The 25,399-nt window shown below is 72.6% G+C and carries 29 protein-coding genes; 15 read left to right on the top strand and 14 right to left on the bottom strand.

Going from position 1 to position 25,399, the window contains the following annotated elements; translation table 11 throughout:
• Window positions 1–22: 22 nt before the first annotated feature.
• Window positions 23–451 carry a DUF6292 family protein gene (locus FHX45_RS26210; RefSeq protein WP_341771619.1) on the bottom strand — a complete coding sequence of 143 codons (429 nt, stop codon included), beginning with the start codon at window positions 449–451 and terminating at the stop codon, window positions 23–25.
• Window positions 452–573: 122 nt separating this feature from the next.
• Between FHX45_RS26210 and FHX45_RS26205 the strand changes: the two genes are divergently transcribed.
• The 3 genes from FHX45_RS26205 to FHX45_RS26195 all read left to right on the top strand — a co-directional run bounded on the left by FHX45_RS26205 (window position 574) and on the right by FHX45_RS26195 (window position 2,368).
• Entirely contained in the window at window positions 574–867 is a 294-nt protein-coding gene (locus FHX45_RS26205; protein WP_167109479.1) for a helix-turn-helix domain-containing protein, read from the top strand.
• 3 nt (window positions 868–870) lie between these two features.
• Window positions 871–1,257 carry a hypothetical protein gene (locus FHX45_RS26200; protein WP_167107364.1) on the top strand — a complete coding sequence of 129 codons (387 nt, stop codon included), beginning with the start codon at window positions 871–873 and terminating at the stop codon, window positions 1,255–1,257.
• A 94-nt stretch (window positions 1,258–1,351) separates the two neighbouring features.
• A complete protein-coding gene (locus FHX45_RS26195) occupies window positions 1,352–2,368 on the top strand; it encodes an LLM class flavin-dependent oxidoreductase (RefSeq protein ID WP_167107361.1) in 1,017 nt (338 codons plus the stop codon).
• Between the two features lie 86 nt (window positions 2,369–2,454).
• On the opposite strand, the gene FHX45_RS26190 is transcribed toward FHX45_RS26195, so the two are convergent.
• The gene (locus FHX45_RS26190) at window positions 2,455–3,609 is read right to left on the bottom strand and encodes an alpha/beta fold hydrolase (RefSeq protein ID WP_167107358.1); all 1,155 of its coding nucleotides are present in this window, start codon (window positions 3,607–3,609) and stop codon (window positions 2,455–2,457) included.
• 36 nt (window positions 3,610–3,645) lie between these two features.
• On the opposite strand from FHX45_RS26190, the gene FHX45_RS26185 reads away from it, so the two are divergent.
• Window positions 3,646–4,179 carry a helix-turn-helix domain-containing protein gene (locus FHX45_RS26185; protein WP_167107355.1) on the top strand — a complete coding sequence of 178 codons (534 nt, stop codon included), beginning with the start codon at window positions 3,646–3,648 and terminating at the stop codon, window positions 4,177–4,179.
• An 89-nt stretch (window positions 4,180–4,268) separates the two neighbouring features.
• Here FHX45_RS26185 and FHX45_RS26180 read toward each other — a convergent pair whose 3' ends face one another.
• From FHX45_RS26180 to FHX45_RS26170, 3 genes are all read right to left on the bottom strand, one after another.
• A complete protein-coding gene (locus FHX45_RS26180; protein ID WP_167107352.1) occupies window positions 4,269–5,132 on the bottom strand; it encodes an SAM-dependent methyltransferase in 864 nt (287 codons plus the stop codon).
• Between the two features lie 77 nt (window positions 5,133–5,209).
• Window positions 5,210–6,736, bottom strand: a complete 1,527-nt coding sequence (locus FHX45_RS26175; RefSeq protein ID WP_341771618.1) for an alpha/beta hydrolase — start codon at window positions 6,734–6,736, stop codon at window positions 5,210–5,212.
• A 75-nt stretch (window positions 6,737–6,811) separates the two neighbouring features.
• On the bottom strand, window positions 6,812–7,075 hold the full coding sequence (locus FHX45_RS26170) for a J domain-containing protein (RefSeq protein ID WP_167107349.1): 264 nt from the start codon (window positions 7,073–7,075) through the stop codon (window positions 6,812–6,814).
• 117 nt (window positions 7,076–7,192) lie between these two features.
• On the opposite strand from FHX45_RS26170, the gene FHX45_RS26165 reads away from it, so the two are divergent.
• Window positions 7,193–7,468 (top strand): DUF1905 domain-containing protein, encoded by a 276-nt coding sequence (locus FHX45_RS26165; RefSeq protein ID WP_167107346.1) that lies wholly within the window; start codon window positions 7,193–7,195, stop codon window positions 7,466–7,468.
• Window positions 7,469–7,488: 20 nt separating this feature from the next.
• On the opposite strand, the gene FHX45_RS26160 is transcribed toward FHX45_RS26165, so the two are convergent.
• The 3 genes from FHX45_RS26160 to FHX45_RS26150 form a co-directional block, all read right to left on the bottom strand.
• Window positions 7,489–8,994, bottom strand: a complete 1,506-nt coding sequence (locus FHX45_RS26160; RefSeq protein ID WP_167107343.1) for an FAD-dependent oxidoreductase — start codon at window positions 8,992–8,994, stop codon at window positions 7,489–7,491.
• A 6-nt stretch (window positions 8,995–9,000) separates the two neighbouring features.
• Window positions 9,001–9,918, bottom strand: coding sequence for an AurF N-oxygenase family protein (locus FHX45_RS26155; RefSeq protein WP_167107340.1), 918 nt, complete (start codon window positions 9,916–9,918; stop codon window positions 9,001–9,003).
• A 100-nt stretch (window positions 9,919–10,018) separates the two neighbouring features.
• On the bottom strand, window positions 10,019–11,257 hold the full coding sequence (locus FHX45_RS26150) for an MFS transporter (RefSeq protein WP_167107337.1): 1,239 nt from the start codon (window positions 11,255–11,257) through the stop codon (window positions 10,019–10,021).
• 48 nt (window positions 11,258–11,305) lie between these two features.
• Here FHX45_RS26150 and FHX45_RS26145 point away from each other — a divergent pair, with 48 nt between their 5' ends.
• Window positions 11,306–12,034 carry a metalloregulator ArsR/SmtB family transcription factor gene (locus tag FHX45_RS26145; protein ID WP_167107334.1) on the top strand — a complete coding sequence of 243 codons (729 nt, stop codon included), beginning with the start codon at window positions 11,306–11,308 and terminating at the stop codon, window positions 12,032–12,034.
• Between the two features lie 92 nt (window positions 12,035–12,126).
• A complete protein-coding gene (gene msrA / locus FHX45_RS26140) occupies window positions 12,127–12,648 on the top strand; it encodes a peptide-methionine (S)-S-oxide reductase MsrA (RefSeq protein WP_167107331.1) in 522 nt (173 codons plus the stop codon).
• 12 nt (window positions 12,649–12,660) lie between these two features.
• Here the strand turns inward: msrA and FHX45_RS26135 are convergent, their stop codons facing one another.
• On the bottom strand, window positions 12,661–13,122 hold the full coding sequence (locus FHX45_RS26135; protein WP_167107329.1) for an SRPBCC domain-containing protein: 462 nt from the start codon (window positions 13,120–13,122) through the stop codon (window positions 12,661–12,663).
• Between the two features lie 68 nt (window positions 13,123–13,190).
• Here FHX45_RS26135 and glnA point away from each other — a divergent pair, with 68 nt between their 5' ends.
• Window positions 13,191–14,615, top strand: coding sequence for a type I glutamate--ammonia ligase (gene glnA, locus FHX45_RS26130; RefSeq protein ID WP_167107326.1), 1,425 nt, complete (start codon window positions 13,191–13,193; stop codon window positions 14,613–14,615).
• Here glnA and FHX45_RS26125 read toward each other — a convergent pair.
• The 3 genes from FHX45_RS26125 to FHX45_RS26115 form a co-directional block, all read right to left on the bottom strand.
• Complete coding sequence (locus tag FHX45_RS26125) at window positions 14,599–15,348, bottom strand: glycosyltransferase (RefSeq protein ID WP_208406134.1); 750 nt, start codon at window positions 15,346–15,348, stop codon at window positions 14,599–14,601. The two genes, glnA and FHX45_RS26125, sit on opposite strands and share 17 nt — an antisense overlap.
• A 129-nt stretch (window positions 15,349–15,477) precedes the next feature.
• A complete protein-coding gene (locus FHX45_RS26120; protein WP_167107320.1) occupies window positions 15,478–16,053 on the bottom strand; it encodes a dihydrofolate reductase family protein in 576 nt (191 codons plus the stop codon).
• A gap of 129 nt (window positions 16,054–16,182) precedes the next feature.
• Window positions 16,183–16,428, bottom strand: coding sequence for a hypothetical protein (locus tag FHX45_RS26115; RefSeq protein ID WP_167107318.1), 246 nt, complete (start codon window positions 16,426–16,428; stop codon window positions 16,183–16,185).
• 98 nt (window positions 16,429–16,526) lie between these two features.
• On the opposite strand from FHX45_RS26115, the gene FHX45_RS26110 reads away from it, so the two are divergent.
• From FHX45_RS26110 to FHX45_RS26085, 6 genes are all read left to right on the top strand, one after another.
• Window positions 16,527–16,961 carry a VOC family protein gene (locus tag FHX45_RS26110; RefSeq protein WP_167107316.1) on the top strand — a complete coding sequence of 145 codons (435 nt, stop codon included), beginning with the start codon at window positions 16,527–16,529 and terminating at the stop codon, window positions 16,959–16,961.
• A gap of 158 nt (window positions 16,962–17,119) precedes the next feature.
• The gene (locus tag FHX45_RS26105; RefSeq protein ID WP_167107314.1) at window positions 17,120–17,401 is read left to right on the top strand and encodes a metal-sensitive transcriptional regulator; all 282 of its coding nucleotides are present in this window, start codon (window positions 17,120–17,122) and stop codon (window positions 17,399–17,401) included.
• 20 nt (window positions 17,402–17,421) lie between these two features.
• Entirely contained in the window at window positions 17,422–17,628 is a 207-nt protein-coding gene (locus FHX45_RS26100; protein WP_167107312.1) for a heavy-metal-associated domain-containing protein, read from the top strand.
• A 24-nt stretch (window positions 17,629–17,652) separates the two neighbouring features.
• Window positions 17,653–18,651 (top strand): DUF748 domain-containing protein, encoded by a 999-nt coding sequence (locus tag FHX45_RS26095; RefSeq protein WP_167107310.1) that lies wholly within the window; start codon window positions 17,653–17,655, stop codon window positions 18,649–18,651.
• Window positions 18,648–20,900, top strand: a complete 2,253-nt coding sequence (locus tag FHX45_RS26090) for a heavy metal translocating P-type ATPase (RefSeq protein WP_167107308.1) — start codon at window positions 18,648–18,650, stop codon at window positions 20,898–20,900. Before FHX45_RS26095 ends, FHX45_RS26090 begins: the two co-directional genes overlap by 4 nt.
• Window positions 20,901–21,121: 221 nt before the next feature.
• Window positions 21,122–21,481, top strand: coding sequence for a hypothetical protein (locus FHX45_RS26085; RefSeq protein WP_167107306.1), 360 nt, complete (start codon window positions 21,122–21,124; stop codon window positions 21,479–21,481).
• A gap of 10 nt (window positions 21,482–21,491) precedes the next feature.
• Here the strand turns inward: FHX45_RS26085 and FHX45_RS26080 are convergent, their stop codons facing one another.
• Window positions 21,492–21,848 (bottom strand): anti-sigma factor antagonist, encoded by a 357-nt coding sequence (locus tag FHX45_RS26080; protein WP_167107304.1) that lies wholly within the window; start codon window positions 21,846–21,848, stop codon window positions 21,492–21,494.
• Window positions 21,849–21,863: 15 nt separating this feature from the next.
• Window positions 21,864–22,355, bottom strand: coding sequence for a MarR family transcriptional regulator (locus FHX45_RS26075; protein ID WP_167107302.1), 492 nt, complete (start codon window positions 22,353–22,355; stop codon window positions 21,864–21,866).
• A gap of 55 nt (window positions 22,356–22,410) precedes the next feature.
• Here FHX45_RS26075 and FHX45_RS26070 point away from each other — a divergent pair, with 55 nt between their 5' ends.
• Window positions 22,411–25,395 carry an FAD-binding and (Fe-S)-binding domain-containing protein gene (locus FHX45_RS26070; protein WP_167107300.1) on the top strand — a complete coding sequence of 995 codons (2,985 nt, stop codon included), beginning with the start codon at window positions 22,411–22,413 and terminating at the stop codon, window positions 25,393–25,395.
• Window positions 25,396–25,399: the final 4 nt, after the last annotated feature.

The following is a 25,399-nucleotide window of genomic DNA, read 5'->3' as shown; positions in this document are numbered from 1 at the left end:
GCCGGGCCACGCGCGGCGCGAGTCAACCCACCGCCAGCACCGCCTCGGCGACGGGCGCGTACGCCGCCAGCTCGTCGTGCAGATCCGGCGCCGGGACCACCTCCGGCTCCGGGCTGCCCGCCGGCCCGCCGTCCAGCACGCGCCGCACGTACCGCGCCACCACGCGCGGCGCCGGTACCACCGGGCCGCCCAGGTAGCCGAGCACCAGCAGGTCCTCACCGCAGCGGGCCTCCACCGCCACGGCCCAGCCGTACCGCTCGTCCCACAGCAAGGCCACGTCCCGATCGGGGAACGCGGGCACGTGCCCGTCGATCGCGAGGTAGGCACTCAGCGGCGCGTCCAGTTGCACGCAGGAACCCTGCCCGCTCAGTCCGAGCAGTTCCTCGATCAGCCCGACGTACCGGCGCAGGCCCCGCGCCGGTTTGCTCTGCGGGTCGAGAACCGGGAACACCTGCATTCACCTCCCGCGAATATCTATAGTTCCGACTATAGATTGAGTCAAGCAGGGGCAACAGATAGAATCGAGGTGTGGCTATAGACAAGCTGGAGGACGAGGACTACCCCGCCTGGACCATGGGGCAGGCGGCGGATGCGCTGGACGTGCAGCCGGCGTTCCTGCGCAGCCTCGATGCCGCCGACGTCGTCCAGCCCCACCGCTCGTCCGGCGGCCACCGCCGCTACTCGCGCCGCCAGCTCCGGCTGGCCGCGCGGGTCCGCGAGCTGTTCGACGACGGGATGACCCTCGCCGCGGCGGAGCGGATCGTCCGGCTGGAGGACCAGCTGGCCGAGACGCGCGCCGAGAACGCGGAACTGCGGCGCCGGCTGGGCGAGCCGACCGATCCGACGGAAACCGAACTGGAGGCTTGAGAGATGGCTCTGGAGAACGTCTGGATCCGCACGCTGGGTGACGGGCTGGTCCGGGCCGATCAGGTCGTCGGGATCGCCAACCACCGCACCCCGTCGCTGTCCGGCAAGCCCGGGCGCTGGCTGCTGACGGTGGCGCTGCCGGTCCCGCTGGACAACGGGCCACTGCACCGCACGGTGGTGCAGACCGACGAGGAGGCACTCGCCGCGCCCGGCCGGCTGGCGCGCCTGCTGGCGCAGCTGTCCGCGGTGGAGACGGCGGGCGTCATCACGGCCACGCCGTGCGGCCCGGACCGAAGCGATGTCCGGTTCGAGTTCACCCGCTTCGACGCCGAGCTGCCGCCGGCACCCGCGCAGGCGGCACCGGTGCCGGACGTCGTCGGCGCCCGCTGAACGCCCGCCGCCCACGGCGACCACCCTGTGAGAAGCTCGCCGTCCACCCGGGCCGCGCTGCCAGAATCGGGCGCACGCACCCCGGGAGGACGACGTGCCACTGCCCTCGCAGCCCCTGCGGAAGCTGGGCTTTCTCACCATCGGCCTGTTCGACGAGGCCGACCCGCGCGCGGGCCACGAGTCCACACTGGAAATCATCGAACTGGGCGAGCGGCTCGGGTTCGACAGCGCCTGGGTGCGGCACCGGCACCTGCAGTACGGCATCTCCTCGCCGGTGGCGGTTCTCGCCGCCGCTTCGCAGCGCACGCACCGCATCGCGCTGGGCACCGCCGTCATCCCGATGGGGTGGGAGAACCCGCTGCGCCTGGCCGAGGACCTCGCGACCGTCGACATCCTCTCCGGCGGCCGTCTCAACCCCGGTCTGTCCGCCGGCCCGCCCACGCACTGGGAGGACGTCAAGCACGCCCTGTACCCGGACACCGCCGACGCCGAGGACTTCGGCTACCCGCGGGTGCGCCGCCTGCTCGACGCCGTGCGCGGCGAACCCGTCACCACCGTCCGCGGCGCCGAGGGCTTCGAGGTCTACTCCGACCGCGTGCAGCCGCACTCCCCCGGGCTGGCCGGCCGCCTGTGGTACGGCGGCGGCAGCCTCCGTTCGGCGCGGTGGGCGGGTGAGCACGGCCTGAACTTCCTCACCAGCAACGTCGTCCAGGCGCAGGAGCCGGCCCGCTTCGCCGACATCCAGCTGTCCCTGATCCGGGCGTTCCGCGAGCACCACCCCGACGGCGCCCGCGCCCGCGTCTCGCAGGGCCTGGTCGTCATCCCCACCGATTCCGCCACCCCCGGCCAGCGCGCGAAGTACGCCGAGTACGCGGCGGCACGCACACCCCGCACGGCGGCGCCGCAGGGCCCGAGGCGCCTGCTGTTCGCCCCCGACCTGGTCGGCACCGCCGCCGAGATCGCCGGCCGGCTGCACGCCGATCCCGCCTTCCGCGAGGTCGACGAGGTCGCGTTCGCGCTGCCGTTCACCTTCGCCCACGACGACTACGTGCAGATCCTGACCGACATCGCGACCAAGCTGGGGCCCGAACTCGGCTGGCGGCCCGCGTAGGGCGGCGGGCGGAGCAGTCGGAGCCGGTGACGGCCGTGCCGAGCCGGGGCTTCCGCGCGCGAGGGCGAGGGCATCAGCTCCGTCGTCTATTCGGCGGTGAGCTCCGACAGCACCTGGGCGGCGGTGGTGTTGCCCAGTTCGGCGAGCCGGCGCAGCTCGTTCGTGTCATCGCGCTCGGTGGCGAGTTCGATCAGCTGGTCGGCTGCGTCGGAGTTGCCGCGATCGGCGAGGCGCCGGAGCTCGTTCATGTCACCCTGCTCGGTCGCGAGCTCGATCAGCTCGTCGATCGCGTCGCCGTCCCCGTTGTCCGCCCGCGCCCGCAGGGCGAAAATCTCGGATGCCTGGATGCGGTTGAGCAGGTCGCGTGCGGCGTCGGCTACCGCGTCCGCCCGGACCATCGGGATCGTGATGTGTGAGGCGTCGGCGAGGACACGGTGTTCGCCGTGCGGGGTTGCGGCGGTGATCGCCTCGAACAGGCGCTGGCTGCCGGCGACCTGTTCGCGAAGGTTGTCCTCGGACTGGAAGATCATCTGTTCAGCACCGACGGCCGTGGCGGACAGGACGATCACGGGCACGTCCGGCACCGGGCCACCGGCGCGGAGCTCGTCCAACAGGGCCAGGACGTTCGCGCCTTCGCGCACCCCGGTGAGCAGCCTGTCCGGGCTGGTGTGCTTGCCGATCAGCTCGCTGCGGATGCCGTCGGGGAAGGCGTCGAGCATGCCGCTCTCGAACTGGGCGCGGGCCAGGGCGACGAGGTCGTCGGTCAGCTCCGGCAGTGGCACCTCCGCCGTGCTGCCGGCGGACAGCTTCAGGTGCTCGGGCATGTAGTCGTCGTAGTCGGGGTGCAGCGGTTCGAGGTGGAGCAGTGCGGCGACCTCGCCGGGGAACCGCTGGGTGTAACGCTGGGTGTAGGCGCCGCCCAGGGAATGGCCGACGAAAACGTACGGCGGCGGCACCTCCACGGCCCGCAGCAGGGCACGCAGCTCATCGGTGACCTCGTCGAGCGAGCGTGGCAGCGCGGTGTCCTCGCTCCAGCCGGTCCCCGCGCGGTCGTAGATGATCGACGTGGTGAACTCGGCGATCCGCTCGTGGGCAAGCAGGTAGTCCAACCCGATCGCGCCCGCACCGGGCAGGAACACGACAGCAGGGCCGCCGGTGCCGGAGCGGTGGACCCACAACCGGTGTCCGGCGGCGTCGACGTGCTGCCCCAGGGACGGGAGACCACCCTCAGTTTGTCTCATGTTTGAGAACGGTATCAATCATGGGACCATGTGGCAATGGACATCACTCAGCTGATACTGCATCCCATCCGGTTGCGGATCGTGAACGCCGTGTTCGACGGCCGGCCGTTCACCACCTCGCAGTTGCGCGAGCGGCTGCCGGACGTCCCGAAGGCGACCATGTACCGGCATGTCGGGCTGCTGGTCGAATCTGGGCTGATCGAGGTCGACGGCGAGGAGCGCAAAGCAGGCGCGGTCGAGCGAACCTACCGGCTGCACCGATCGCGAACGGTGATCGACGGCGCCGCGGCAGCAGCGATGAGCAACGAGGACCACCGCCGCGGCTTCGCGGCGGGGATCGCGTCGCTGCTGGGTGAGTTCGAGGTGTACCTCGGCGGGAGGGGCGCCGACCCGACAGCGGACATGGTGACCTATCGGCAGGTCCCACTCTGGCTCGACGATGCGGAGAAGGAAGCCCTCTACGACGACCTCATTGCCGCTATCCGCAAGCGCCTCGACCACAAGCCGTCCGCCGACCGCAGACGGCACCTCCTGGCCACGATCATGTTCCCGGCCCAGGTCGAACCATGACCCGCGGAGCTGTCCGCTCCGCCGCGGTCTACGCCGAGGTCGAGCGCGGCATCGGACACGCCGTCCGGCCCCGGCTCGCACGGCCGGGTTCAGCGCTTGCGCGCCACCCCGGCCCACACCACCGAGTCGTTGGGCTCGGCGAACTGGACGTCCGGAGCGTGGTCGCCGTTCTCCTCCGGGTGCCACAGCGGCGTCCAGGTCGCGCCGGGATCGACCATCTCCAGGTCGCCGAACAGCGCCTCGATCTCCGCCCGCGGCCGCCAGATCACCGGTGTCGCGGTGGCGTCGTACATCTTGCCGAACTCGGCCATCTCCCGGGCCCGGTTCTCCGGCACCCCGTCCGCGGTGCCGTGCGAGAGCACCAGGTACGAACCCGGCGAGAGCAGATCCCGGTAGCGCGCCACCGCGGTCGGGCCGACGTCGGTGCCGTCCGGACCGGGCTGGGTGACGTGCAGGACCGCGATCAGCAACAGCGCGACCGGCTGCGTGAGGTCGACGACACCGGTCTCGGCGACCTTGCGCCACAGCAGGTCCGGATCACGCAGGTCGGCCTGGATCACGCCGTGCCGGCCGAGGTCGCCGCCCTTTTCCAGCAGCATCTGCGAATGCGCCACCGCGACCGGCTCGTTGTCGATGTAGACCACGCGCGTCGTGTCGTCCAGCTCGTCGGCGACCTGGTGGGTGCTGCCCATGGTGGGCACGCCCGACCCGACGTCGACGAACTGCCGCACCCCCTGCTTGACCAGGTACCGCACCGCGCGGTGCAGGAACAGCCGGTTCGCCTTCGCCGCGGGCCGCACGAACGGGAAGGCCGCCAGCGCCTTCTCGGCGAAGACCCGGTCGACCGCGTAGTTGGCCTTGCCGCCGAGGTAGTAGTCGTACACCCGGGCCACGTTCGGGTGATCCAGGTCGACGCCTTCCATCGGGAACTGCTCGAACCGGGACTTCGTCATTCCTGCCTGCTTCCCCCCGTGCGGAGATCGACACCGATGCCGCGATACTAGCGACATCCCGGCGAGGCGGGAGCCGCCTAGCCGAACGGCCCCCCGTCGATCCCGCAGGTCGCACCCTGCGCCGGGAGCGTGCCCGCGATCAGGTACTCGCGCTTGACCTTTTCCGCACAGGTGCTGTGCACGTACATCGTGCTGTGCCCGGCGCCCTCGACCACCAGCAGGCGTGCGTCGGCGAGTTCGTGCAGGCCGTCGATCGCCCCGGCGAGCGGGGTCGCCGGATCGAACCGGGAGTTGATGACCAGGATCGGGTTCGCGGTCGGCCGGTTCCACGGCCCGGTGTACGGGTGCACCGCCGACTGGGGCCAGTACGCGCACGACATCATGTCGAACACGCCGACCCGGCCGAAGTAGGGCACGCGCTTGTCCTCGCTGACGGCGAGGCGGCTGTAGACCGCCTCGTTCCGCGGCACCACGCTGTCCGCGCACTGGATCGCGTTGAACGCCTCCGTGCTGTTGTCCGAGTAGGCGTCCGAACGCGTCCGGAAAGCGCTTCCCGGCGTGTCGTAGAGCTGCTGCAGCGTCCGCGCCAGCGCCGGCCAATCCTCCGGTTTGGACAGATCCGACGCGGCGGAGATCAGCGCCGGGTAGTCGTAGGTGACGGGCTGCCCGTCGACGGTGATGGTGACCGGCTCGCGCCGGACGCGCTCGGCGAGGGTGCCCCACTTGGCGTGCACGTCACCCGAGGCGAACGCGCACCGCGGACCGGCGGCCGCGCACCGGCTCAGGAACTGCTCGAAGGTGCCGGCGATACCGGTGGCGACGTCCTGCCTGGTGTCGACGGGCAGGTTGCGGCCGGCGTCACCGTGGCCGCCGGCGCTGCCCTGGAAGTCCATCGAACCGTCCATGGCCAGGGCGCGCACCCGGTTCGGGAACAGGTTGGCGTAGATCGCGCCGATGTGGGTGCCGTAGGAGATGCCGTGGTAGGTCAGCTTCGCGTCACCGACCGCGCGGCGCAGCAGATCCAGGTCACGCGCGGTGTCCACGCTCGAGGTGTGCGGCAGCAGATCGCCCGCCCGCACCTGGCACCGGTCGGCGAGATCGCGGGAGGCGGTGAAGAAGGCGGGCTCCCCGGCGGGGTCCCCGGGCATGGCGGGGAACGCCGCGAAGAAGTCCTGCTGTTCCCGCTCGGTGGCGAAGCAGTGGACCGCCGTGCTGGCGCCCACGCCCCGCGAGTCCCATGCCACCAGGTCGAAGCGGGCCCGCAGCTCGTCGGAGAACAACCACGGCCACTTCGCCCGGCCGCGCAACCGGTCCACCCCGGAGGGCCCGGGTCCCCCGAAGTTGACGAACAGCGTGCCGATCCGCCGCGCCGGATCGGCGGCGGCGAGCTTGATCAGGGCCAGGTCGATGGTGCGGCCGCGGGGGTGCTGGTAATCCAGCGGCACCTGGGCCGTGGCGCACTGGAAGCCATCGCCGCAGCCGGCCCACGCCAGCGACGGGGTCGGCGCGCGGTCGGCGAGGTCCTCGGCGTGGACGGGCGCGGTCACGGCCAGCAGCCCGCACGCCAGCAGGACCACCATCAGCAGGTGGCGAATTCTTTTCACGTTATTTCCCCAGTATGTCGGTTGCGCACACATTCAACCGGATGCGGCCAACCGCGGAAAAGGAGAGTCGATTCGCTACCGCTCCCAGCGGACCGGGCCGGCGCGGATGTCCGGCTCCCCGGGGGAGGGCCGGCGCCGCACCCGCCGGGCTGGTTGCGGCGGTGCCACCGGAACGGGCCGCTCCCGCAGCGCGCGGTAGGCGGCCAGCACCTCGGCGAGCCGTTCCGGGTCGGGATCGGCGGCGTCCGGGTGCAGTTCACGCACCAGCCGCCGGTAGGCCGCGCTGATCTGGGCCGGCGTCGCGTCGCGGGGGACGCCGAGCACCGCGTACGGGTCCATCCACATCACCCCTGCCGTCACAACGGCGCCCGCCCCGGCCGGGTTCCGGTGTCGAAACACCGGCGCCGGTTTCGACGTCTCCGGTGACAATGGGAAACCGAGCGCGAGGAGGACGCCATGCCGGCACTGGACAAGGAGTTCGACGCGACCCTGCGGAAGAGTCCCGCCAAGGGCGGCTGGACCTACGTGGTGATGCCGGGTTCCGCCGACTACTTCGGCACCCGCGGGCTGGTGAAGATCCGCGGCACCATCGACGGGCACCCGTTCCGCAGCTCGTTCATGGCGCTCGGCGACGGCACGCACAAACTACCGGTGCGGGCCGGGGTGCGCCGGGCGATCGGCAAGGACACCGGCGACACCGTGCACGTCCGGCTCGAGGAACGACTGGGCTGACCCGGTGGCGATCCGCCGCGTCAGCGCCGCTCGTGCCCGGCGCGCGCCCACGAGCGGCGCGCCAGGCGGGACAGCGGCCCCGGTGTGCGGCCGCTCGCCGGCAGCCGCCCGGCGATCACGTCGTCGAGCAGGCTGCTCACCGTCTCGTGCGCGCACGCCCTGTTGGCGCCGATCCCGCCGGACGGTCCCCGCTTGACCCAGCCCACCACATACGTCCCGGGCGCCACGCGTCCGCCGTCATGCGGAACGGTGCCGCTGTCCTCGTCGAAGGGCAGCCCGGGCAGGGGCGTGCCCCGGTACCCCACGGCGCGCACGACAGCACCCGCGGGGATCACGACGTCACCGGCCACCCGCAGCCCGGACACCCGGTCCGCGCCCAGGATCTCCTCCGGCGCGGAGTGGAAGCGCAGCACGATGCGCCGCTTCCCGGACTCCGGCGGCGGCGCGGCCCAGTCGACGGTCTCCTGCTTGAGGTCGCGCAGCAGCGCGGCCCGCTCCGCGGTGTCGATCGCCTCGGTGACCCGCGGGTCGTGCGCGTCGACCACGAGCTCGATGTCCTCGTGCCGGGTGAGCGCGAGCAGTTCCGGCGTGGTGTAGGCCGCGGACTCCGGGCCGCGGCGGCCGAGCACCACCACCTCGCGCACGCGGCTCGACCTCAGCCGCTCCAGTGCGGCAGGCGAGATCGAGGTGCCCGCCAGCTTCCGCGGGTCCGTGGTCAGGATGCGCGCCACGTCCAGCGCGACGTTGCCGGTGCCGACCACGACGACCCGGCCGGCCGCCAGGTCGACCGGATCCGGCGGGGCGTCCGGGTGCCCGTTGTACCAGGCCACCACGGTGGTCGCCGCGACACTGCCGGGCAGATCCTCCCCCGCGATCCCGAGGCGCCGCGCCGAGGACGCGCCCACCGCGTAGATCACGGCGTCGTGGCGGCGAGCCAGCTCGTCCACCGTGACGTCGCGTCCCACCTCGACCCCGAGCCGCAGGCGCAGCCGGGGATGGTGGTGGTAGCGGGCGAAGGTCTCCCCGATCTTCTTGGTGGACGGGTGGTCGGGCGCCACCCCGTAGCGCACCAGCCCGCCGGCGACCGGCAGCCGGTCGATCAGCGTGACGCGGGAACTGGTGTGCAGCAACAGGTCCTCGACCGCGTACATGCCGGCCGGGCCGGTGCCGACCACCGCGACGTCCAGCGCAGGGAAGTCGCTGGGGATGGCGCGGTCGAACACCGGCGGACCCCACGCGTGGAAGTTCGGCGCCGGGTCGGCGGCCACCGGTTCCGCGTCGAAGTGCGCCGCGTTGATCCGGGCGTAGGGCCGCAGCGACTCGGTGAGGCCCTCCACCGGGAAGATCGCCTCGACCGGGCAGGCATCGGCGCAGGCGCCGCAGTCGATGCAGCTGCGCGGGTCGATGTAGAGCATCTCGGTGGTGCCGAAGTCCGGCTCGTCCGGGGCCGGGTGGATGCAGTTGACCGGGCACACCGCCACGCACGACGCGTCGGTGCAGCAGGTCTGGGTGATCGCGAAGGCCATGACGTCTCAGAGGAGGTTCGCGCGCTTGTAGAAGACGGCCGCGGCCCTGGTCAGCAGCCCGGCGGAGTTCAGGAACTCCATCAGGCCGGCGCAGCTGGAGCGCAGCATCGCCTTGTGGTGCTCGTTGGCCTTCGCCTCGCGCAGCGCGCGCCGGGTGTCCAGGCCCGCGTTGGCGTACACCTCCGGGTTGACCATGCTGCTCACGATGAAGTAGGCGGCGATGGACACGACCAGCGCGTTGTACTGGCGGCGCAGCGGCCCCGCGCCCTTGAGCCGCTCGCGGGTCTCCTCGCGGGCGAACTTCATGTGCCGCGACTCCTCGACCACGTGGATGTTGTTGATGGTCCGCACGAACGGCACCACGCGCTCGTCGCGCATCCAGTCGCGCTGCATGACGTCGAGGACCTCTTCGGCGACCAGGATCGCGGCGTAGGCGGCCTCGCCGGTAGCGGTCGACTTGAAGACCCGGCCCAGCTCCACGGCGAGGCGGCGGGGCCGGTAGGCCGGGGCGCGCAGCTTCGCCGCGCCACGGGCGAACATGATCGAGTGGCGGCACTCGTCGGCGATCTCGGTGAGCGCCCACTGGAACGCCGGGTCGGTGGGGTCCTTGGCGTAGAAGTCGCGCAGCACCATCTGCTGCAGGATCATCTCGAACCAGATGCCGGTGCTCGCGACCGACGCGGCCTCCTGGCGGGTCAGTTCGCGCTGCTGCTCGGGCGTCATCTCGGCCCAGTACGCGGTCCCGTAGAGGGTGCTCCACTCCGGGCTCGCGCCGTGGTAGCTCGTGTCCAGCGGGGTGTCCCAGTCGACCTCCTTGACGGGGTCGTAGGACAACGTCTCGGACGAGTCGAGCAACCGCTGCGCGACCGATTCGCGGTCAGGCTGCCCGGTGTCCGCATGCTCGTGCGTCCCGACGCTGGTCATGGCACCCTCCCTGACACCTCTTGCCTGTTACCTCGATTTACAGTTACCCAAGGTAACACAATTGCGGGCGGACGCAAGCCGGGGCACGGCGGCGCTTCGTTCAGCTGGGTGCGGTGAGGCGCGGCCGGGTGCGCACGGCCCACCGCGCCGCCGGGAACGTGACCCCGCCGGCGGCCAGGAACAGCGCGGCGAGGACGAACCAGCCGGGCTGCCCCCAGGCACCGACGAGCAGCGTCATCAGCGCCGGGCTGAGCATCTGCGCCCCGGCCTGGGCGGACGCGGCGAGCCCCTGGTACCGGCCGGTCGCGCCGGGCGGGGTGAGATCGAGCGTGAGCGCCCACTTGGCGGCGATGAACCACAGCTCACCGGCCAGGTGCGCGGCCGCGGCGAGCAGAACCAGGCCGGCGGCGAGGACCCCGCTGCCACCGCTCGTGGCGGCGAACAGCAGGCACGCCACGGCGAGCGCGGCACCCGACCACGCCGCCCGCACGGCACCTCCGCGCACGCCGGTGCAGCCACGGCTCGCGACGACCTGCAGGAGGGCCACGCCGAGCGAGTTGACGATCACCACCACCCCGGCGAGACCGGGTGGCAGGTGGGTGCCCCGCACCAGCCACAGCGGCAGCGCCGTCGAAACCAGTCCCCAGCACAGCGACAGCAGCCCGGTCGACGACACCACCGCGAGGAAGGCCGGGTCGGCGACCGGGGACCGGGGCCGGCGTTCCCGGACGGCCGGCCGCACCGCCGGCACCCGTGTGAGCAGCGCGGCGTAGGCCAGCGAGGTAGCGGCGTCGACCGCGATCAGCGCGTGGAACGCGGCCGGGCTGCCGAGTGTCAGGCAGACCGCTCCGCCCGCGGCGCCGATCGTGTAGCCCAGGTGGCTCGCGACCCGCTGCCGGGCCAGGTGCGCGACGCGGGTCTGCTCACCGGCCAGCTCGGCGACGTAGGCGGTGCGGACCCCGGCGATCGCCCGGTCGGCGGTGGTGTTGACCAGCGCCACCGCCAGGAAGACGGCGGCGTGGTGCGCGAACACGAACGCCGCCATCGACACGCCGTCCACCGCGATCAGGGCGATCAGCAGTTCCCGTGGCCCCAGCCGGTCGGCCAGTGCGCCGACCGGCGTCGCCGCCAGCAGGCCCGCGCCACCGGCGACCGTCAGGCCGGCACCGACCAGCGGCGCGGACAGCCCGGCGACGGTCGTGAAGTAGACCGCCCACGTCGTGTACCACGCGCCCCCGCCGGCGGTGGTGACGAGCCCGCCGAGGGCCAGCACCCGGAACGGGCCGGGCGGCGGGATCTGGTCGCGGCAGTACCGGCGCAGCATCTGCATGACCGACATCTATCACGTATCCGTGAAATGTGAAAGTCGATGGTAGAGTTCGGTCCCGTGACCTCCCTCGGATGGACCAGCGCCGAGCAACCGGTGGTGGCGACGGTGACCGGGCTGGCCCGTGAGCTGGCCGACCCGATCCGGCTGACCGTGCTGCAACTGCTCGCGCACGAGGGGCCGCACGGGATGACCCAGCTCGCCGACGTGCTCGGCGTGACCCCGGCGCGCCTGGGCAACCACCTGGCGAAGCTGCGCCAGGCCGGGCTGGTCACCACCGAGCAGAGCGGGCGGCACGTCACCTACCGGCTGAAAGACCCCGCGATCACGGTCGTGCTCGACGCGCTGGCCGACTACGCCGGCGGAGCGCTACCGCTGCCCAGCCCGGTCGCGCCGCCGGAACGGCTCTGCTACGACCACGCCGCCGGCCGCCTCGGCGTCGCCGTCCTCGACCACCTGCTGGCCGCGGACGCGCTGCGCCGCCGCGACGACACCGACGAGCTGGAGCTCGGCCCGCGGGCCGCCGAGGTGCTCGGACGCTGGCGGATCGACCCCGCCGCGCTGTCCGCGAGCCGCCGCAAGACGGCGACGAGCTGCCTGGACCGCACCCTGCGCCGCCCGCACCTGGGCGGCGCGCTCGGCCACGCGATCCTGACCGGGCTGCGCGCGGAGGGCATCGTCGACGTCGACGCGGACGGCCGCACCCTCACCCTCCGGCCCGGCGCCGGCCGGCGCCTCGCGCAGCTGCTGCCGGGGCTGGACCGCACGCCGTGGGCGGCGGCCGGCTGACCGGTCCGGGCAGCGGAATACTGGACCGGTGCCCGGGGTTGGCCCGGGGGCAGGCCGGGCTATCCGGACCACTCGGTGAGAGGTGATGCGAGATGCGGACGTTCGTGCTGGCCGGCGGGTGCTTCTGGTGCCTGGACGCGGTCTACCGGACGCTGCGCGGGGTGCAGGACGTGGTGTCCGGCTACACCGGCGGCGACACGGCCCAGCCCACCTACGAGCAGGTCTGCACCGGGCGGACCGGGCACGCCGAGGCCGTCGCGGTCACGTTCGACCCCGGGGTGATCCCGGCCGAGGCGATCCTCGACGTGTTCTTCACCCTGCACGACCCCCGTCAGCTCAACCGCCAGGGCGCGGACGTCGGCACCCAGTACCGGTCGGCGATGTTCTACGCCGACGACACCCAGCGCGCCGAGTTCGAGGCCGCGATCAAGCGCGCGAGCGAGTGGTGGGACGGCGAGATCGTCACCACGCTGGAGCCGCTGGGCGAGTTCCACCGGGCCGAGGAGTACCACCAGGACTTCTTCGCCAAGAACCCCGGGCAGGGCTACTGCCTGGCGGTCGCGCTGCCGAAGGTGAACAAGGTGCGCAAGTCCTTCGCCCAGTACGTGATCTGACGCCGGTACCGGTCAGCGCCGGTTTTCGACGAACGCGGCGAGCTTGGCCAGCGCCATCCGGGTCCCGGTCTCGTTGTCGGCGGGGGCGACCGAGGCCGGCAGGCCCTCGTGCTCGATCACGACCTCGGTGCCGCCGTCGGCGTCGGCCAGGGTGGTCGTCATGGTCATCGTGCCCCGCGACGCCGGATCCGGACTGTCGAACTCGATGACCTCCACCACCCGCCGCCCGGGCTCCAGGGCCGCGAAGTAGCCGGAATAGGTGTCGGTGCGGGCGCCGGACTTGCCCGCCCGGCCGGCGTCGTCGTAGACGAGGGAGATCCGGAACCGGCCGCCCTCCCGCGCCTGGAAGGAGTGCACCCGGCTGGTCATGTCGTCCGGCACGCGCCACACCGCCACCGCGGCGGCGTCGACCAGCGCCCGGTAGACCTCCGCGCGCGGTGCCCGCACGAACCCGGTGACCCGTGTCGATGTCATCCACCCATTGAACCTCCCCGGCGACGCGAGGACCCTGGAACTCCTCCGGAAGCGCAAAGGAGTCCGCCATGTTCGGCAACGCGGAAGAGGTCCTGCGGTTCATCGCCGACGAGAACGTGGAGTTCGTCGACGTCCGGTTCTGCGACCTGCCCGGCATCATGCAGCACTTCACGGTGCCGGCCGCGGCCTTCGACGCCGCGGCCTTCGAGGAGGGGGTGGCGTTCGACGGGTCGTCGGTGCGCGGGTTCCAGTCCATCCACGAGTCGGACATGCTGCTGCTGCCCGACCCGTACACGGCGCGGATCGACCCGTTCCGCACCGAGAAGACGCTGATGATGAACTTCTTCGTGCACGACCCGTTCACCCGGGAGTCCTACAGCCGCGACCCGCGCAACATCGCCCGCAAGGCCGAGGAGTACATCAGCGAGTCCACGATCGCCGACCGCGCCTTCTTCGGGCCGGAGGCTGAGTTCTACATCTTCGACTCGGTGCGGTTCCGCAATGTGGAAAACACCGCGTACTACGCGGTCGACTCGATCGAGGGCTGGTGGAACACCGGCCGCGAGGAGGGCGGCGGCAACCTCGGCTACAAGACCCCGTTCAAGGCCGGCTACTTCCCGGTGTCGCCGCGCGACCACTTCGCCGACCTGCGGGACCGGATGGCGCGCTACCTCGCCGCCGTGGGCATCGAGGTGGAAAAGGCGCACCACGAGGTCGGCAGCGGCGGGCAGGCCGAGATCAACTACCGGTTCAACACCCTGCTGCACGCCGCCGACGACCTGCAGCTGTTCAAGTACGTCGTGAAGAACACCGCGTGGGAGCAGGGCAAGACGGTGACGTTCATGCCGAAACCGCTGTTCAACGACAACGGTTCGGGCATGCACTGCCACCAGTCGCTGTGGGACGAGAACGGGCCGTTGTTCTACGACGAGTCCGGCTACGGCGGGTTGTCCGACCTGGCCCGGCACTACGTCGGCGGCATCCTGCACCACGCGCCGAGCCTGCTCGCGTTCACCAACCCGACGGCGAACTCCTACCACCGGCTGGTCCCGGGCTTCGAGGCGCCGATCAACCTGGTGTACTCCCAGCGCAACCGGTCGGCGTGCGTGCGGATCCCGGTCACCGGTTCCTCACCGAAGGCCAAGCGCATCGAGTTCCGCTGCCCGGACTCCTCGGGCAACCCGTACCTGGCGTTCTCCGCGATGCTGATGGCAGGGCTGGACGGGGTGCGCAACAAGCTGGAGCCGCCGTCACCGATCGACAAGGACCTCTACGAGCTGCCACCGGAGGAGGCGCGGGACGTGGCGCAGGTGCCGGCGTCGCTGGAGGCGGCGATCGACCGGCTCGAGGCCGACCACGACTTCCTCCTGGAGGGCGGCGTGTTCACCGAGGACGTGATCGACACCTGGATCGCCTTCAAGCGCGACACCGAGATCACCCCGCTGCGGCTGCGCCCGCACCCCTACGAGTTCGCGCTCAGCTACGACGTCTAGCGTCCGCTGTGGACGGGGGGGTCCAGCGCCAGCCGGCGCGGCGCAGCGCCTGCGCGCGCGCCAGCACGCTCTCCAGCCGGGCCGCGCTCTCCGCCTTGTCCCAGTACCGGTCGTCCGCGGTGGTCTGCGCGTCGTGCTTGCGGTAGCGCACGCTCGGCTCGGCGATGAACTCCCCCGGCGCCACGGCCTCGGCCGCGAGCAGCAGCCCGACCGTCTCCGCCCCGGTGAGCGCGGGCCAGCCGCCCAGGGCGCGGACCAGCCCGGTGTGCGCGGCGAAGGTGTTGGCCTGCACCGACAACCGGTCGGCGAGCTGCTCGGCGTGGAACCGGCCCGGCTCGACGGGACCGCCCGGGGGGTCGAACGGCCCGGGCCGCAAGGTGCCGTCGGGCAGCAGGTCCACGCACGCCGAGGTGCACCACGCGGTCCGGCCCAGCGCCGCGATGTCGCGGGCCAGCGCGCCCGGCAGCAGCACGTCGTCCGCGTCGAGGGTGCGCACGATCTCCCCCGTCGCCCGGGACAGCGCCATGGTCCGGGCCACAGCGGCGCGCGCGGGCAGCCCGGTGCCGGCCGAGATGCGGTCGTCGTCGGGCAGCAGTTCGGCCACCAGACCGGTGTCGCCGTCCTCCTGCAGGCACCACTCCCACACCCAGCCCGGCGGCAGCTGCTGCGCCCGCAGCGAGGCGTAGGCCTCCCGCAGGTAGTGGTGACCTCCGTGGTGGACAGCCGTGATCACGCTGACGGCAGGCAACGAACCCCCAGGAACGCCCGATGTCCGGGCCGGCGGTCGGCCGGCCCGGACATCATCACAGCAGATCACCCTCCGTCCGCGGCAACCGGGCCGAGCGCCCGGCGCCCCGGCGGGTCAGCGGACGACGTCGTAGACCAGCTTCTGGACCCCGTTGCGGTAGCCTTCGCTCTCCCGCAGCGCCAGGCGCTGCTTGTCCTTGTCGGTGTCGCTGAACAGGCGCTTGCCGGCGCCGAGCAGGACCGGGAACACCAGCAGGTGGTAGCGGTCGATCAGGCCCGCGTCGGACAGGTGCCGGTTGAGGGTCGCGCTGCCGTGCAGGATGATCGGGCCGCCGTCGGTCTCCTTCAGCGCCGCGACGTCGTCCAGGGAGCGGAGGATGCTGATCTCGCCCCAGTTGCCGATCAGGTCCTCCTCCTTCAGCGTGGTCGACACCACGTACTTGGGCATGGCGTTGTAGCCGGCGAACTCGGTGGTCATGCCCGGCCAGACCGGCGCGAACGCCTGGTAGGACACCCGGCCCATCAGCATCGCCGTGGCCTCGCCCTGCTCGCGGCCCTTGATCTCGTAGGCGGCCGCGTCGAACTCGATGTCCTGGAAGGTCCAGCCGCTGTTGCGGTAGCCCGGCTCCCCGCCGGGCGCCTCGACGACGCCGTCGAGCGAGACGAACGCGGTGCTGATCAGGGTGCGCATGGTTTCTCCTCAGATGTTGCGGTCCGCTCTGGTGTCAATGCATCGATCGAGCACGACCGGATTCGACACTCCCCGGGAAAAATTCTTCCGGGATGTCACGGACGGACGCCGGCAGGGCGCCACGGGTGGTCAGCGCACGCGCGGAGGCCGTCGGCGACGCCGGCTCGCCTCGTGCCAGCGCTGCACCAGCCCGGCGAGACCGCGGCGGCGGCGGACGAACACGATGCGGCCGGTCCGCGCGGCGGGGCGGGACCGGGCCGCCTGGAAGCGGCGCAGCCCCTCGCGGAAGACCTCCGGGTCGCCGCCCACGTCCGGGTGGTGCGCCCGCACGAACGCACGGAAGGCGTCGCGGTCGAACCCGCCCCCGGCGTCCATGGTCGCGCTCCTCGTGTCCGGCGTGCCCGCCCACGGTACCCCCGATGGCCACGGCATCACCGGGACGAGCCGCACGGCCGCGTAACTAGGGTGGCGCGATGACGTCGATCAGACAGTTCCAGGTCACCTTCGACTGCGCCGAACCCGAGCGGGTCGCCCGGTTCTGGTGCGAAGTACTGGGGTACGTGGTGCCGCCGCCCCCGCCCGGGTTCGCCACGTGGACCGAGTTCGACCGCTCGCTGCCGGCCGAGCACCAGGGTGCGGCGTTCGCCTGCGTCGACCCCACCGGGGTGGGCCCGCGGTTGTTCTTCCAGCGCGTTCCGGAGGGCAAGGTCGTCAAGAACCGGGTCCACCTGGACGTGCGGGTGGGCACCGGGCTCACCGGCGAGGAGCGCCTCGCCGCGCTCCAGGCCGAGCGCGCCCGGCTGGAAGCGCTCGGCGCGGTGTGCGTGCAGGTCCTGCTCGCCGACGGGGTCAACGAGTCCTGCATCCCGATGCGGGACATCGAGGGCAACGAGTTCTGCCTGGACTGAGGGCCCGGCCGGGGGTGCGGGTTCCGGACTCCGCACCCCCGGTGCCGTTCCCCCGCCGAGCCGCGGTCTCCGGTCTAGATACCGTGCGGGGGTAGGGTTGATTTGGGCTACCCCCCTAGGGTATAAAGATCAGGTCGGCGGACGTGAGGAGAAGGACGATGCGGGGTTACACGAGCGACAAGGACGGCTACCTCACGCGGCTGCGCCGGATCGAGGGCCAGATCCGGGGGCTGCAGCGGATGGTCGAGCACGACGAGTACTGCATCGACGTGCTGACCCAGATCGCGGCGGCGACGAAGGCCCTGCAATCGGTGTCGCTGGGCCTGATGGACGAGCACCTCAAGCACTGCGTGGCCGAAGCCATCGCGACCGGTGGCGACACGGCGGACGCGAAGGTGCGCGAGGCGAGCGAGGCCATCGCCCGGCTGGTGCGTTCCTGACCATCGAAAGGACGAGACAGATGACCCAGCAGACCTACACCGTGACCGGCATGACCTGCGAGCACTGCGTGCGCTCGGTGAGCGAGGAGGTCGGCGAGATCCCCGGCGTCACCGGCGTCGCCGTGGACCTGCCCACCGGCAAGGTCACCGTCACCAGCGAGCAGGAAATCACCACCGACGCGGTGCGCGCCGCCGTCGAGGAAGCCGGATACCAGCTGACCGCGTAGCGGCAGCCCGAGGACAGGAATGTCATGAACACTGCAGGGAAGCTCTCCGCCTACGGTGCGGCGCTCGTCCTGGTCGCCGGTGGCGCCTGGGCGATCGGCACCGCTGTCGGTCCCGTCACCGGCGAAGCCGGCACGCGCGGCCCCGAGGAGGCCACGCACGGGGACAGCCACAGCGGCACTGTCGCGGAGACCGCACACCCCGATCAGCCCGCCGGGCTGGCGTCGTCCAGGGGCGGTTACACCCTCACGCCCACCAGCACGATGCTGACCGCCGGGACCACCAACCAGTTCGCCTTCCGGATCACCGGGCCCGACGGCCGGGCGGTCACCGCGTTCGACGTCGAGCACGACAAGCGCATGCACCTCATCGTGGTGCGCCGCGACACCGCGGGCTTCCGGCACGTGCACCCGGAGATGGCGGCGGACGGCACCTGGACCGTGCCGCTCGACGTGGCCGACGCCGGCAGCTACCGCGCCTTCGCCGACTTCACCCCGGCCGGGGGCGAGGCCACGACCCTGGGCGTCGACCTGGCCGCGGCCGGCGACTTCCAGCCGCGGACCTACCAGCCCTCGCGCGTCGCGCAGGTGGACGGCTACGAGGTGCGGCTGGACGGCGACCTGGCCCCGGGCGGCACGTCGAAGGTCACCGCCACGGTCACCAAGGACGGCCACGACGTCACCGACCTGCAGCCCTACCTGGGCGCCTACGGGCACCTGGTGGCGCTGCGCGAAGGCGACCTGGCCTACCTCCACGTCCACCCCGACGGCAGCCCGGGCGACGGGAAGACGCAACCCGGGCCGGCCGTGACCTTCTACGCGGAAGCCCCCTCGGCCGGCACCTACCGGCTGTTCCTGGACTTCCAGCACGACGGCACGGTCCGCACGGCCGAGTTCACCGTGCCCACAGTGCCCGCACTGCCCACTGGGTCCACGGCGCCCAGTGGGTCCACTGCCGGGACCGCGCCGGCGGACCCGGGTGCCGGCCACGGGCACGGGCACGGACCGGAAGGAGCGTCGCGATGACCTCGGACCTGCGGCAGGCCGCGCCGGCCCGCGACGTCGAGCTGGCGATCGGCGGCATGACCTGCGCCTCGTGCGCGATGCGGATCGAGCGCAAGCTCAACAAGCTCGACGGGGTCACCGCGACCGTCAACTACGCCACCGAGAAGGCGAAGGTCACCTTCCCCGCCGACCTCGACCCCGCCGCCCTGGTCGCCCAGGTCGAGGCGGCGGGCTACTCGGCGGAGCTGCCCCGGCCGCGGACCGCGGAACCGGCCGCGGCCCCCGAGGAGGACCCCACCGCGCCCCTGCGGCAGCGGCTGATCGGGTCGGTGGTGCTGTCGGTGCCGGTGATCGCGCTGGCGATGGTCCCGGCGCTCCAGTTCACCTACTGGCAGTGGATCTCGCTGACGCTCGCGGCGCCGGTGATCGTCTGGGCCGCGTGGCCGTTCCACCGCGCCGCGTGGATGAACCTGCGGCACGGCGCGGCCACCATGGACACGCTGATCTCGATGGGGACGCTCGCCGCGTTCGCCTGGTCGCTGTACGCACTGCTGTTCGGCAGCGCCGGCACGCCGGGCATGACGCACCCGTTCGAGCTCACCATCGAACGGATGAGCGGGGACGGCAGCATCTACCTCGAGGTCGCCGCCGGGGTGACCACGTTCATCCTGGCCGGCCGCTACTTCGAGGCCCGCTCCAAGCGGCGGGCCGGGGCGGCACTGCGCTCGCTGCTCGAACTGGGCGCCAAGGACGTGGCGGTGCTGCGCGGCGGCCGAGAGGAGCGCATTCCCGTCGAGCAGCTGGCCGTGGGCGAGGAGTTCGTGGTCCGGCCCGGAGAGAAGATCGCCACCGACGGGGTGATCACCGAGGGCAGCTCGGCGGTCGACGCGAGCATGCTCACCGGCGAGTCGGTCCCGGTCGAGGTCGGTCCGGGCGACGCGGTGACCGGGGCGACGGTGAACTCCGGCGGGCGGCTGGTCGTGCGGGCCACCCGCATCGGCGCGGACACCCAGCTCGCCCAGATGGCGAAGCTGGTCGAGGAGGCGCAGACCGGCAAGGCGGCCGTGCAGCGGCTGGCCGACCGGATCTCGGCCGTGTTCGTGCCGATCGTCATCGCCCTCGCCGCCGGGACGCTGGCGTTCTGGCTCGGCGCGGGCGGCACGGTGTCGGCGGCGTTCACCGCGGCCGTCGCGGTGCTGATCATCGCCTGCCCCTGCGCGCTGGGCCTGGCCACGCCGACCGCGTTGCTGGTGGGCACCGGCCGGGGCGCGCAGCTCGGCATCCTCATCAAGGGCCCCGAGGTGCTGGAGTCCACCCGCCGCGTCGACACGATCGTGCTGGACAAGACCGGCACCGTGACCACCGGGAAGATGGCCCTGACCGAGGTGCACGCCGCCGAGGACGTGGACACCGCCGAGGTGCTGCGCCTGGCCGGGGCGCTGGAGAACGCCTCGGAGCACCCGATCGCCCAGGCCATCGCGGCGGGCGCCCGGGAGAAGGTGGGCGACCTGCCCGCGGTGGAGGGGTTCACCAACGTCGAGGGCCTGGGAGTGCAGGGCGTCGTCGACGGCACGGCCGTGCTCGTCGGCCGCACCGCGCTGCTGGCGGACTGGGGCCAGCACCTGCCCGCCGAGCTCGCCGACGCCAAGGCGGCGGCCGAGCGGCAGGGCAAGACGGCCGTCGCGGTCGGCTGGGACGGCCGGGCACGGGCGGTGCTGGTCGTCGCCGACACCGTCAAGCCCACCTCGGCCGAGGCGATCCGGCAGCTGCGCGGGCTCGGGCTCACCCCGGTCCTGCTGACCGGGGACAACCAGGCCGTGGCCGAGGCGGCCGCCGCCGAGGTCGGCATCGGCGAGGTGATCGCCGAGGTCCTGCCCAAGGACAAGGTCGACGTGGTCCGGCGCCTGCAGGGCGAGGGCAAGGTCGTGGCGATGGTCGGTGACGGGGTCAACGACGCCGCCGCGCTCGCCCAGGCCGACCTCGGCCTGGCGATGGGCACCGGCACCGACGTCGCCATCGAAGCCAGCGACCTCACCCTGGTGCGCGGCGACCTCCGCGTCGCGGCCGACGCGATCCGGCTGGCCCGGCGCACCCTGCGCACCATCAAGGGCAACCTGTTCTGGGCCTTCGCCTACAACGTCGCGGCCCTCCCGCTGGCTGCGGCCGGCCTGCTCAACCCGATGATCGCCGGCGCCGCGATGGCGTTCAGCTCGGTCTTCGTGGTGAGCAACAGCCTGCGGCTGCGCGGCTTCCGCAGCGCGATCGGCTGAGGACCGGGTCACCACCGGCCGGCGCCCGACCGGGCGCCGGCCGGTTTCGCGCCGTCCCACCACGACCGCCCCACGCGACCGCCCCACGCGAGTCCGAAGTGGACGGCAGCCGGCCGCCCGGCGGGACCTTGGCGATCAGCCGGATTTCGAGTTAGGGTGCGGACAAGCGCTCCGGACCCCGGCGCGGCAGCCGGTCGTGGTGAGCCACCCGTGGAGGGGTTATGACGGATATCGCCGATCAGCCCACGAGCACGGCGCGGCAGCGGATGCCCGGCATCCCGCTTCCCGCCACGGACGAGGACCGGGCGCGCCCCGGCGACAGCGAGGAAGCGTGGGAGCGGCGGCTCCGGCAGATGGCGATCGAGGCCGGGGAGTTCGTCCGGATCCTGGACCTCCGGCGGCGCGACGTCCGCGCCCGGCCGGGCATCAGCACCGCGCGGCTCGCGGCACTCGACGAGGCCGCCGCCGCGGCGGAGGACCTGGCGTGCAGCGTGCACCGGGCCGCCGCCCTCCTGCAGGACGAACTGGACACGGACTTCTCCACGCTGCGCGCTCCCGGGCCGCCCCGGTCACCGAACTGACCAGGCCCGGTCACTCCGCCAGCGCCTGGCACACCGTGCGGCACACCGGGATCTCCCGGGTCACGCCGGTGATCTCCAGCGGCCGGCGGATCGCGGCGCGCGTCGCCACCAGGCGGATCCGGGTGGCCCCTCCCCCGCCCTGACGGGCCGACACCAGCTCCCCGATCGCGGCGGCGGCCAGGAACTCGACGGCCGACAGATCGACCACCAGCAACGCGGGCCGCTCGGCGAGCGCAGCCGCGAGGGCCTGCCGCAGCCGCGGCACGGTCGCCAGGTCCAGCTCCCCCGCCAGCCGCACCACGATCGCGTGGTCGCGGCGCAGCGCCTCGACCGCCAGGCCGGGGGAGTTGCGGGGATCCGGCACCACCGTCGATGCACCGCCTCAGGACGGGGGCGACCCGCCCCAGCCACTTTCCGGAAGATTGTTTGCATCGCGCAGGAATTCGGCGGCGGTCGCGAACCGTTCCATGGCGCGCACCACCCCGGCCCGCTCGGCCGGGTCGAGCCGGTCCAGGACGGCCGTCAGCGCACCGAGCCGGTCGGTGTGCACCCGCTGCACGATCTGCCGCCCGTGCGCGGTCGGCGCGAGCAGCGTCTCCCGCTTGTTCAGCGGGTTCGGCGCCTTCCGCAGCAGGTCCTCCGCCACCAGCCGGTCACAGGCCCGGGTCATCGAGGACGGGTTCACGCCCACCTGCTCGGCCACCCTGCTCAGCGTGATGGGCGTCTGCTCGACGACGATCCGCAGCGCGCGGAACTGGGTCAGGGTGAGTTCGCCGATCACCCGCTCCACCGACGCGTCCGCGATCCCCACCATGACCTGCAGCGCCCCGAGGACGGTTTCCGCCTCATCGCCGACCGAGCACGTTTGCGTCACGCAAATCAGGATAACCCGACTGCGACGGCGGCCACAACGCGCAGCGGGAGGGACCATGACGACAGACCTGCCGGATCCGGTCGTCCGGCCGGTGACGCCCGAGGTGGACGTGACCGCGCTGGAGAGCGCGCTGCGTGCCCGCGTCGCGGGTGAGGTGCGGTTCGACGCGGGCAGCCGGGCGGCCTACTCGACCGACGCGTCCAACTTCCGCCAGGTGCCCATCGGTGTCGTGGTGCCGCGGACGCCGGAGGACGCGGTGGCGGCGGTCGCGGTGGCGCGGGAGCACGGCGCGCCGGTGCTGTCCCGGGGCGGCGGCACCAGCCTGGCCGGCCAGTGCACCAACACCGCGGTGGTGCTGGACTGGTCGAAGTACTGCCACCACGTGGAGTCCGTCGACGCCGAGGCCCGCACCTGCGTGGTGCAGCCGGGCATCGTGCTCGACGACCTCAACCGGCACCTCGCCCCCACCGGCCTGCGGTTCGGCCCGGAACCGGCGACACACATGAACTGCACGATCGGCGGCATGATCGGCAACAACTCGTGCGGCGCCACCGCGCAGCGCACCGGCAAGGTCGTGGACAACATCGCGGCCCTGGAGGTGCTCTGCTACGACGGCACGCGCTTCTGGTGCGGCAAGACCGGCGACGAGGAGTACCACCGCATCGAGCACCGCGGCGACCGGCGCGCGGAGATCTACCGCCAGCTGCGCCGGCTGCGTGACCGCTACGCCGACGAGATCCGCGCCCGTTTCCCCGACATCCCGCGCCGGGTGTCCGGCTACAACCTCGACTCGCTGCTGCCGGAGCACGGCTTCGACGTCGCGGGCCTGCTGGTGGGCAGCGAGTCGACCCTGGTGACCGTGCTGCGCGCGAAGCTGGAACTGGTTCCGGTGCTGGAACACCGCACGCTGGTGGTACTGGGCTATTCCAGTGTGGACAGGGCCGCGGACGCGGTGCCGGCGATCCTGCCGCACGAGCCGGTCGCGCTGGAGGGCCTGGACTCCAAGCTCATCCGCGACGAGCAGATCAAGCACCTCAACCCGGAGGCGCTAACGCAGCTGCCCCGTGGCCGCGCGTTCCTGATGGTGCAGTTCGCCGCCAAGACCCCCGACGAGGCCGAGGCGCAGGCCCGCACCATGCTCGACGAGCTGCGCGACAGCGACCACGACGCCGACGTGGCCTTCCTCGACAACCCGGACCGCGAGCAGGAGCTGTGGCGGGTCCGCGAGGCCGGGCTCGGCGCGACCGCCCACCTGCCGGGCCGGCCCGACACGTTCGAAGGCTGGGAGGACTCGGCCGTCGCGCCGGACCGGCTCGGCGACTACCTGCGCCGGCTCTCCGCGCTGTACGAGGAGTTCGGGTACGCCAGCGACACCGGCCCCAGCCTCTACGGCCACTTCGGCCAGGGCTGCGTGCACACCCGCATCCCGTTCGGCCTCTACACCGCGGGCGGGGTGGCCACCTACCGGAAGTTCATGGAACGCGCGGCCGACGTGGTGTCCGAGTTCGGTGGTTCGCTGTCCGGCGAGCACGGCGACGGGCAGTCGCGTGGCGAGCTGCTGCCGCGCATGTTCGGCGTGGACGTGGTGCGGGCGTTCGGGCAGCTGAAGGCGATCTTCGACCCGGGCGACCGGATGAACCCGGGCAAGGTGGTCGCCCCGCATCCGCTGGACGCCGATCTGCGCCTGGGCAGCGACTGGTCCCCGGCGGATCCGCAGGGGTTGTACTTCCGGTTCCCGCACGACGGCGGCTCGTTCGCCGAGGCCGCCAACCGGTGCGTCGGGGTGGGCCGGTGCCGCCAGCACGTCACGCAGGGCGGCCAGGTGATGTGCCCGTCGTACCAGGTCACCGGCGAGGAGGAGCACTCCACACGGGGCCGGGCGCGGTTGCTGTTCGAGATGCTGGGCGGTCACGCCGACGGGCCGATCACCGACGGGTGGCGCTCGACCGAGGTGCGCGAGGCCCTCGACCTGTGCCTGGCCTGCAAGGGCTGCAAGACCGACTGCCCGGCCAACGTCGACATGGCGACCTACAAGGCGGAGTTCCTGGCGCACCACTACCGGCACCGCCCGTGGGAGCGCCCCCGCTCGGACCTGACGATGGGCTGGCTGCCGCTGATCGCGCAGGCGGTGTCGCGGACCCGGCTCGCACCGGTGGTCAACGCGCTGACCCACGCGCCCGGGGCGGCCCGCCTGGCGACGAGCGCGGCGGGCGTGGAGCACCGCGAGCTGCCGCGGTTCGCGCGCCAGAGCCTGCAGCAGTGGTTCGCCCGCCGCGGCCCGCGCGGCAGCGGCGCGCGCGGCACGGTCCTGCTGTGGCCGGACACCTTCACCAACCTGTTCCACCCGCACATCGGCCGGGCCGCGGTCGAACTGGCCGAGGACGCCGGCTGGCGGGTGGAGATGCCGGGGCGCGCACTGTGCTGCGGGCTGACCTGGATCTCCACCGGTCAGCTCGCCACGGCGAAACGGGTGCTGCGCCGCACGGTCCGCGCGCTGGCGCCGCACCTGCGGCAGGGCGGGCTGGTGCTGGGCCTGGAACCCAGCTGCACCACGGTGTTCCGCGGGGACGCCCCGGAGCTGTTCCCCGGCGACCACGACGTGCGCCGGCTGCGCGGGCAGACCGTCACGCTCGCCGAGCTGCTCACCCAGCACTCCCCCGGCTACCGGCCCCCGTCGCTGGCGGGGACCGAGGCGGTGGCGCAGGTGCACTGCCACCAGCACGCCGTGCTCGGCTGGGACGCCGACGAGGAACTGCTGCGGCGGGCGGGCGCCCGGGTGCGGCGCCTGGACTCCGGCTGCTGCGGGCTGGCCGGCAACTTCGGCTTCGAACGCGGTCACCTCGACGTGAGCAAGGCGTGCGCGGAACGCGTCCTGCTGCCCGCGCTGCGGGACGCGGACCCCGGCACGGCGGTGCTCGCCGACGGGTTCAGCTGCCGCACCCAGATCCACGAGTTCGACAGCGGCGGTCACGAGGGTGTCCACCTGGCGGAGCTGCTGGCCACCGCGATCCGACGAGGCACGGGCGCGCCCGTGCGGTGAGGAG

Origin of the sequence: Amycolatopsis granulosa, from assembly GCF_011758745.1 — a bacterium.
Lineage (GTDB): Bacteria > Actinomycetota > Actinomycetes > Mycobacteriales > Pseudonocardiaceae > Amycolatopsis_E > Amycolatopsis_E granulosa.
This window is presented reverse-complemented; position numbering and strand designations above follow the sequence as displayed.

Excerpts from the sequence above, each read along its gene's own strand:
- FHX45_RS26205 (WP_167109479.1), top strand. The coding sequence starts at position 574 with ATGGGGCAGGCGGCGGATGCGCTGGACGTGCAGCCGGCGTTCCTGCGC.
- FHX45_RS26200 (WP_167107364.1), top strand. The coding sequence starts at position 871 with ATGGCTCTGGAGAACGTCTGGATCCGCACGCTGGGTGACGGGCTGGTC.
- FHX45_RS26190 (WP_167107358.1), bottom strand. The coding sequence starts at position 3,609 with ATGAGACAAACTGAGGGTGGTCTCCCGTCCCTGGGGCAGCACGTCGAC.
- FHX45_RS26185 (WP_167107355.1), top strand. The coding sequence starts at position 3,646 with ATGGACATCACTCAGCTGATACTGCATCCCATCCGGTTGCGGATCGTG.
- FHX45_RS26180 (WP_167107352.1), bottom strand. The coding sequence starts at position 5,132 with ATGACGAAGTCCCGGTTCGAGCAGTTCCCGATGGAAGGCGTCGACCTG.
- FHX45_RS26170 (WP_167107349.1), bottom strand. The coding sequence starts at position 7,075 with ATGGACCCGTACGCGGTGCTCGGCGTCCCCCGCGACGCGACGCCGGCC.
- FHX45_RS26165 (WP_167107346.1), top strand. The coding sequence starts at position 7,193 with ATGCCGGCACTGGACAAGGAGTTCGACGCGACCCTGCGGAAGAGTCCC.
- FHX45_RS26160 (WP_167107343.1), bottom strand. The coding sequence starts at position 8,994 with ATGGCCTTCGCGATCACCCAGACCTGCTGCACCGACGCGTCGTGCGTG.
- FHX45_RS26155 (WP_167107340.1), bottom strand. The coding sequence starts at position 9,918 with ATGACCAGCGTCGGGACGCACGAGCATGCGGACACCGGGCAGCCTGAC.
- FHX45_RS26150 (WP_167107337.1), bottom strand. The coding sequence starts at position 11,257 with ATGTCGGTCATGCAGATGCTGCGCCGGTACTGCCGCGACCAGATCCCG.
- msrA (WP_167107331.1), top strand. The coding sequence starts at position 12,127 with ATGCGGACGTTCGTGCTGGCCGGCGGGTGCTTCTGGTGCCTGGACGCG.
- FHX45_RS26135 (WP_167107329.1), bottom strand. The coding sequence starts at position 13,122 with ATGACATCGACACGGGTCACCGGGTTCGTGCGGGCACCGCGCGCGGAG.
- glnA (WP_167107326.1), top strand. The coding sequence starts at position 13,191 with ATGTTCGGCAACGCGGAAGAGGTCCTGCGGTTCATCGCCGACGAGAAC.
- FHX45_RS26120 (WP_167107320.1), bottom strand. The coding sequence starts at position 16,053 with ATGCGCACCCTGATCAGCACCGCGTTCGTCTCGCTCGACGGCGTCGTC.
- FHX45_RS26115 (WP_167107318.1), bottom strand. The coding sequence starts at position 16,428 with ATGGACGCCGGGGGCGGGTTCGACCGCGACGCCTTCCGTGCGTTCGTG.
- FHX45_RS26110 (WP_167107316.1), top strand. The coding sequence starts at position 16,527 with ATGACGTCGATCAGACAGTTCCAGGTCACCTTCGACTGCGCCGAACCC.
- FHX45_RS26105 (WP_167107314.1), top strand. The coding sequence starts at position 17,120 with ATGCGGGGTTACACGAGCGACAAGGACGGCTACCTCACGCGGCTGCGC.
- FHX45_RS26100 (WP_167107312.1), top strand. The coding sequence starts at position 17,422 with ATGACCCAGCAGACCTACACCGTGACCGGCATGACCTGCGAGCACTGC.
- FHX45_RS26095 (WP_167107310.1), top strand. The coding sequence starts at position 17,653 with ATGAACACTGCAGGGAAGCTCTCCGCCTACGGTGCGGCGCTCGTCCTG.
- FHX45_RS26090 (WP_167107308.1), top strand. The coding sequence starts at position 18,648 with ATGACCTCGGACCTGCGGCAGGCCGCGCCGGCCCGCGACGTCGAGCTG.
- FHX45_RS26085 (WP_167107306.1), top strand. The coding sequence starts at position 21,122 with ATGACGGATATCGCCGATCAGCCCACGAGCACGGCGCGGCAGCGGATG.
- FHX45_RS26070 (WP_167107300.1), top strand. The coding sequence starts at position 22,411 with ATGACGACAGACCTGCCGGATCCGGTCGTCCGGCCGGTGACGCCCGAG.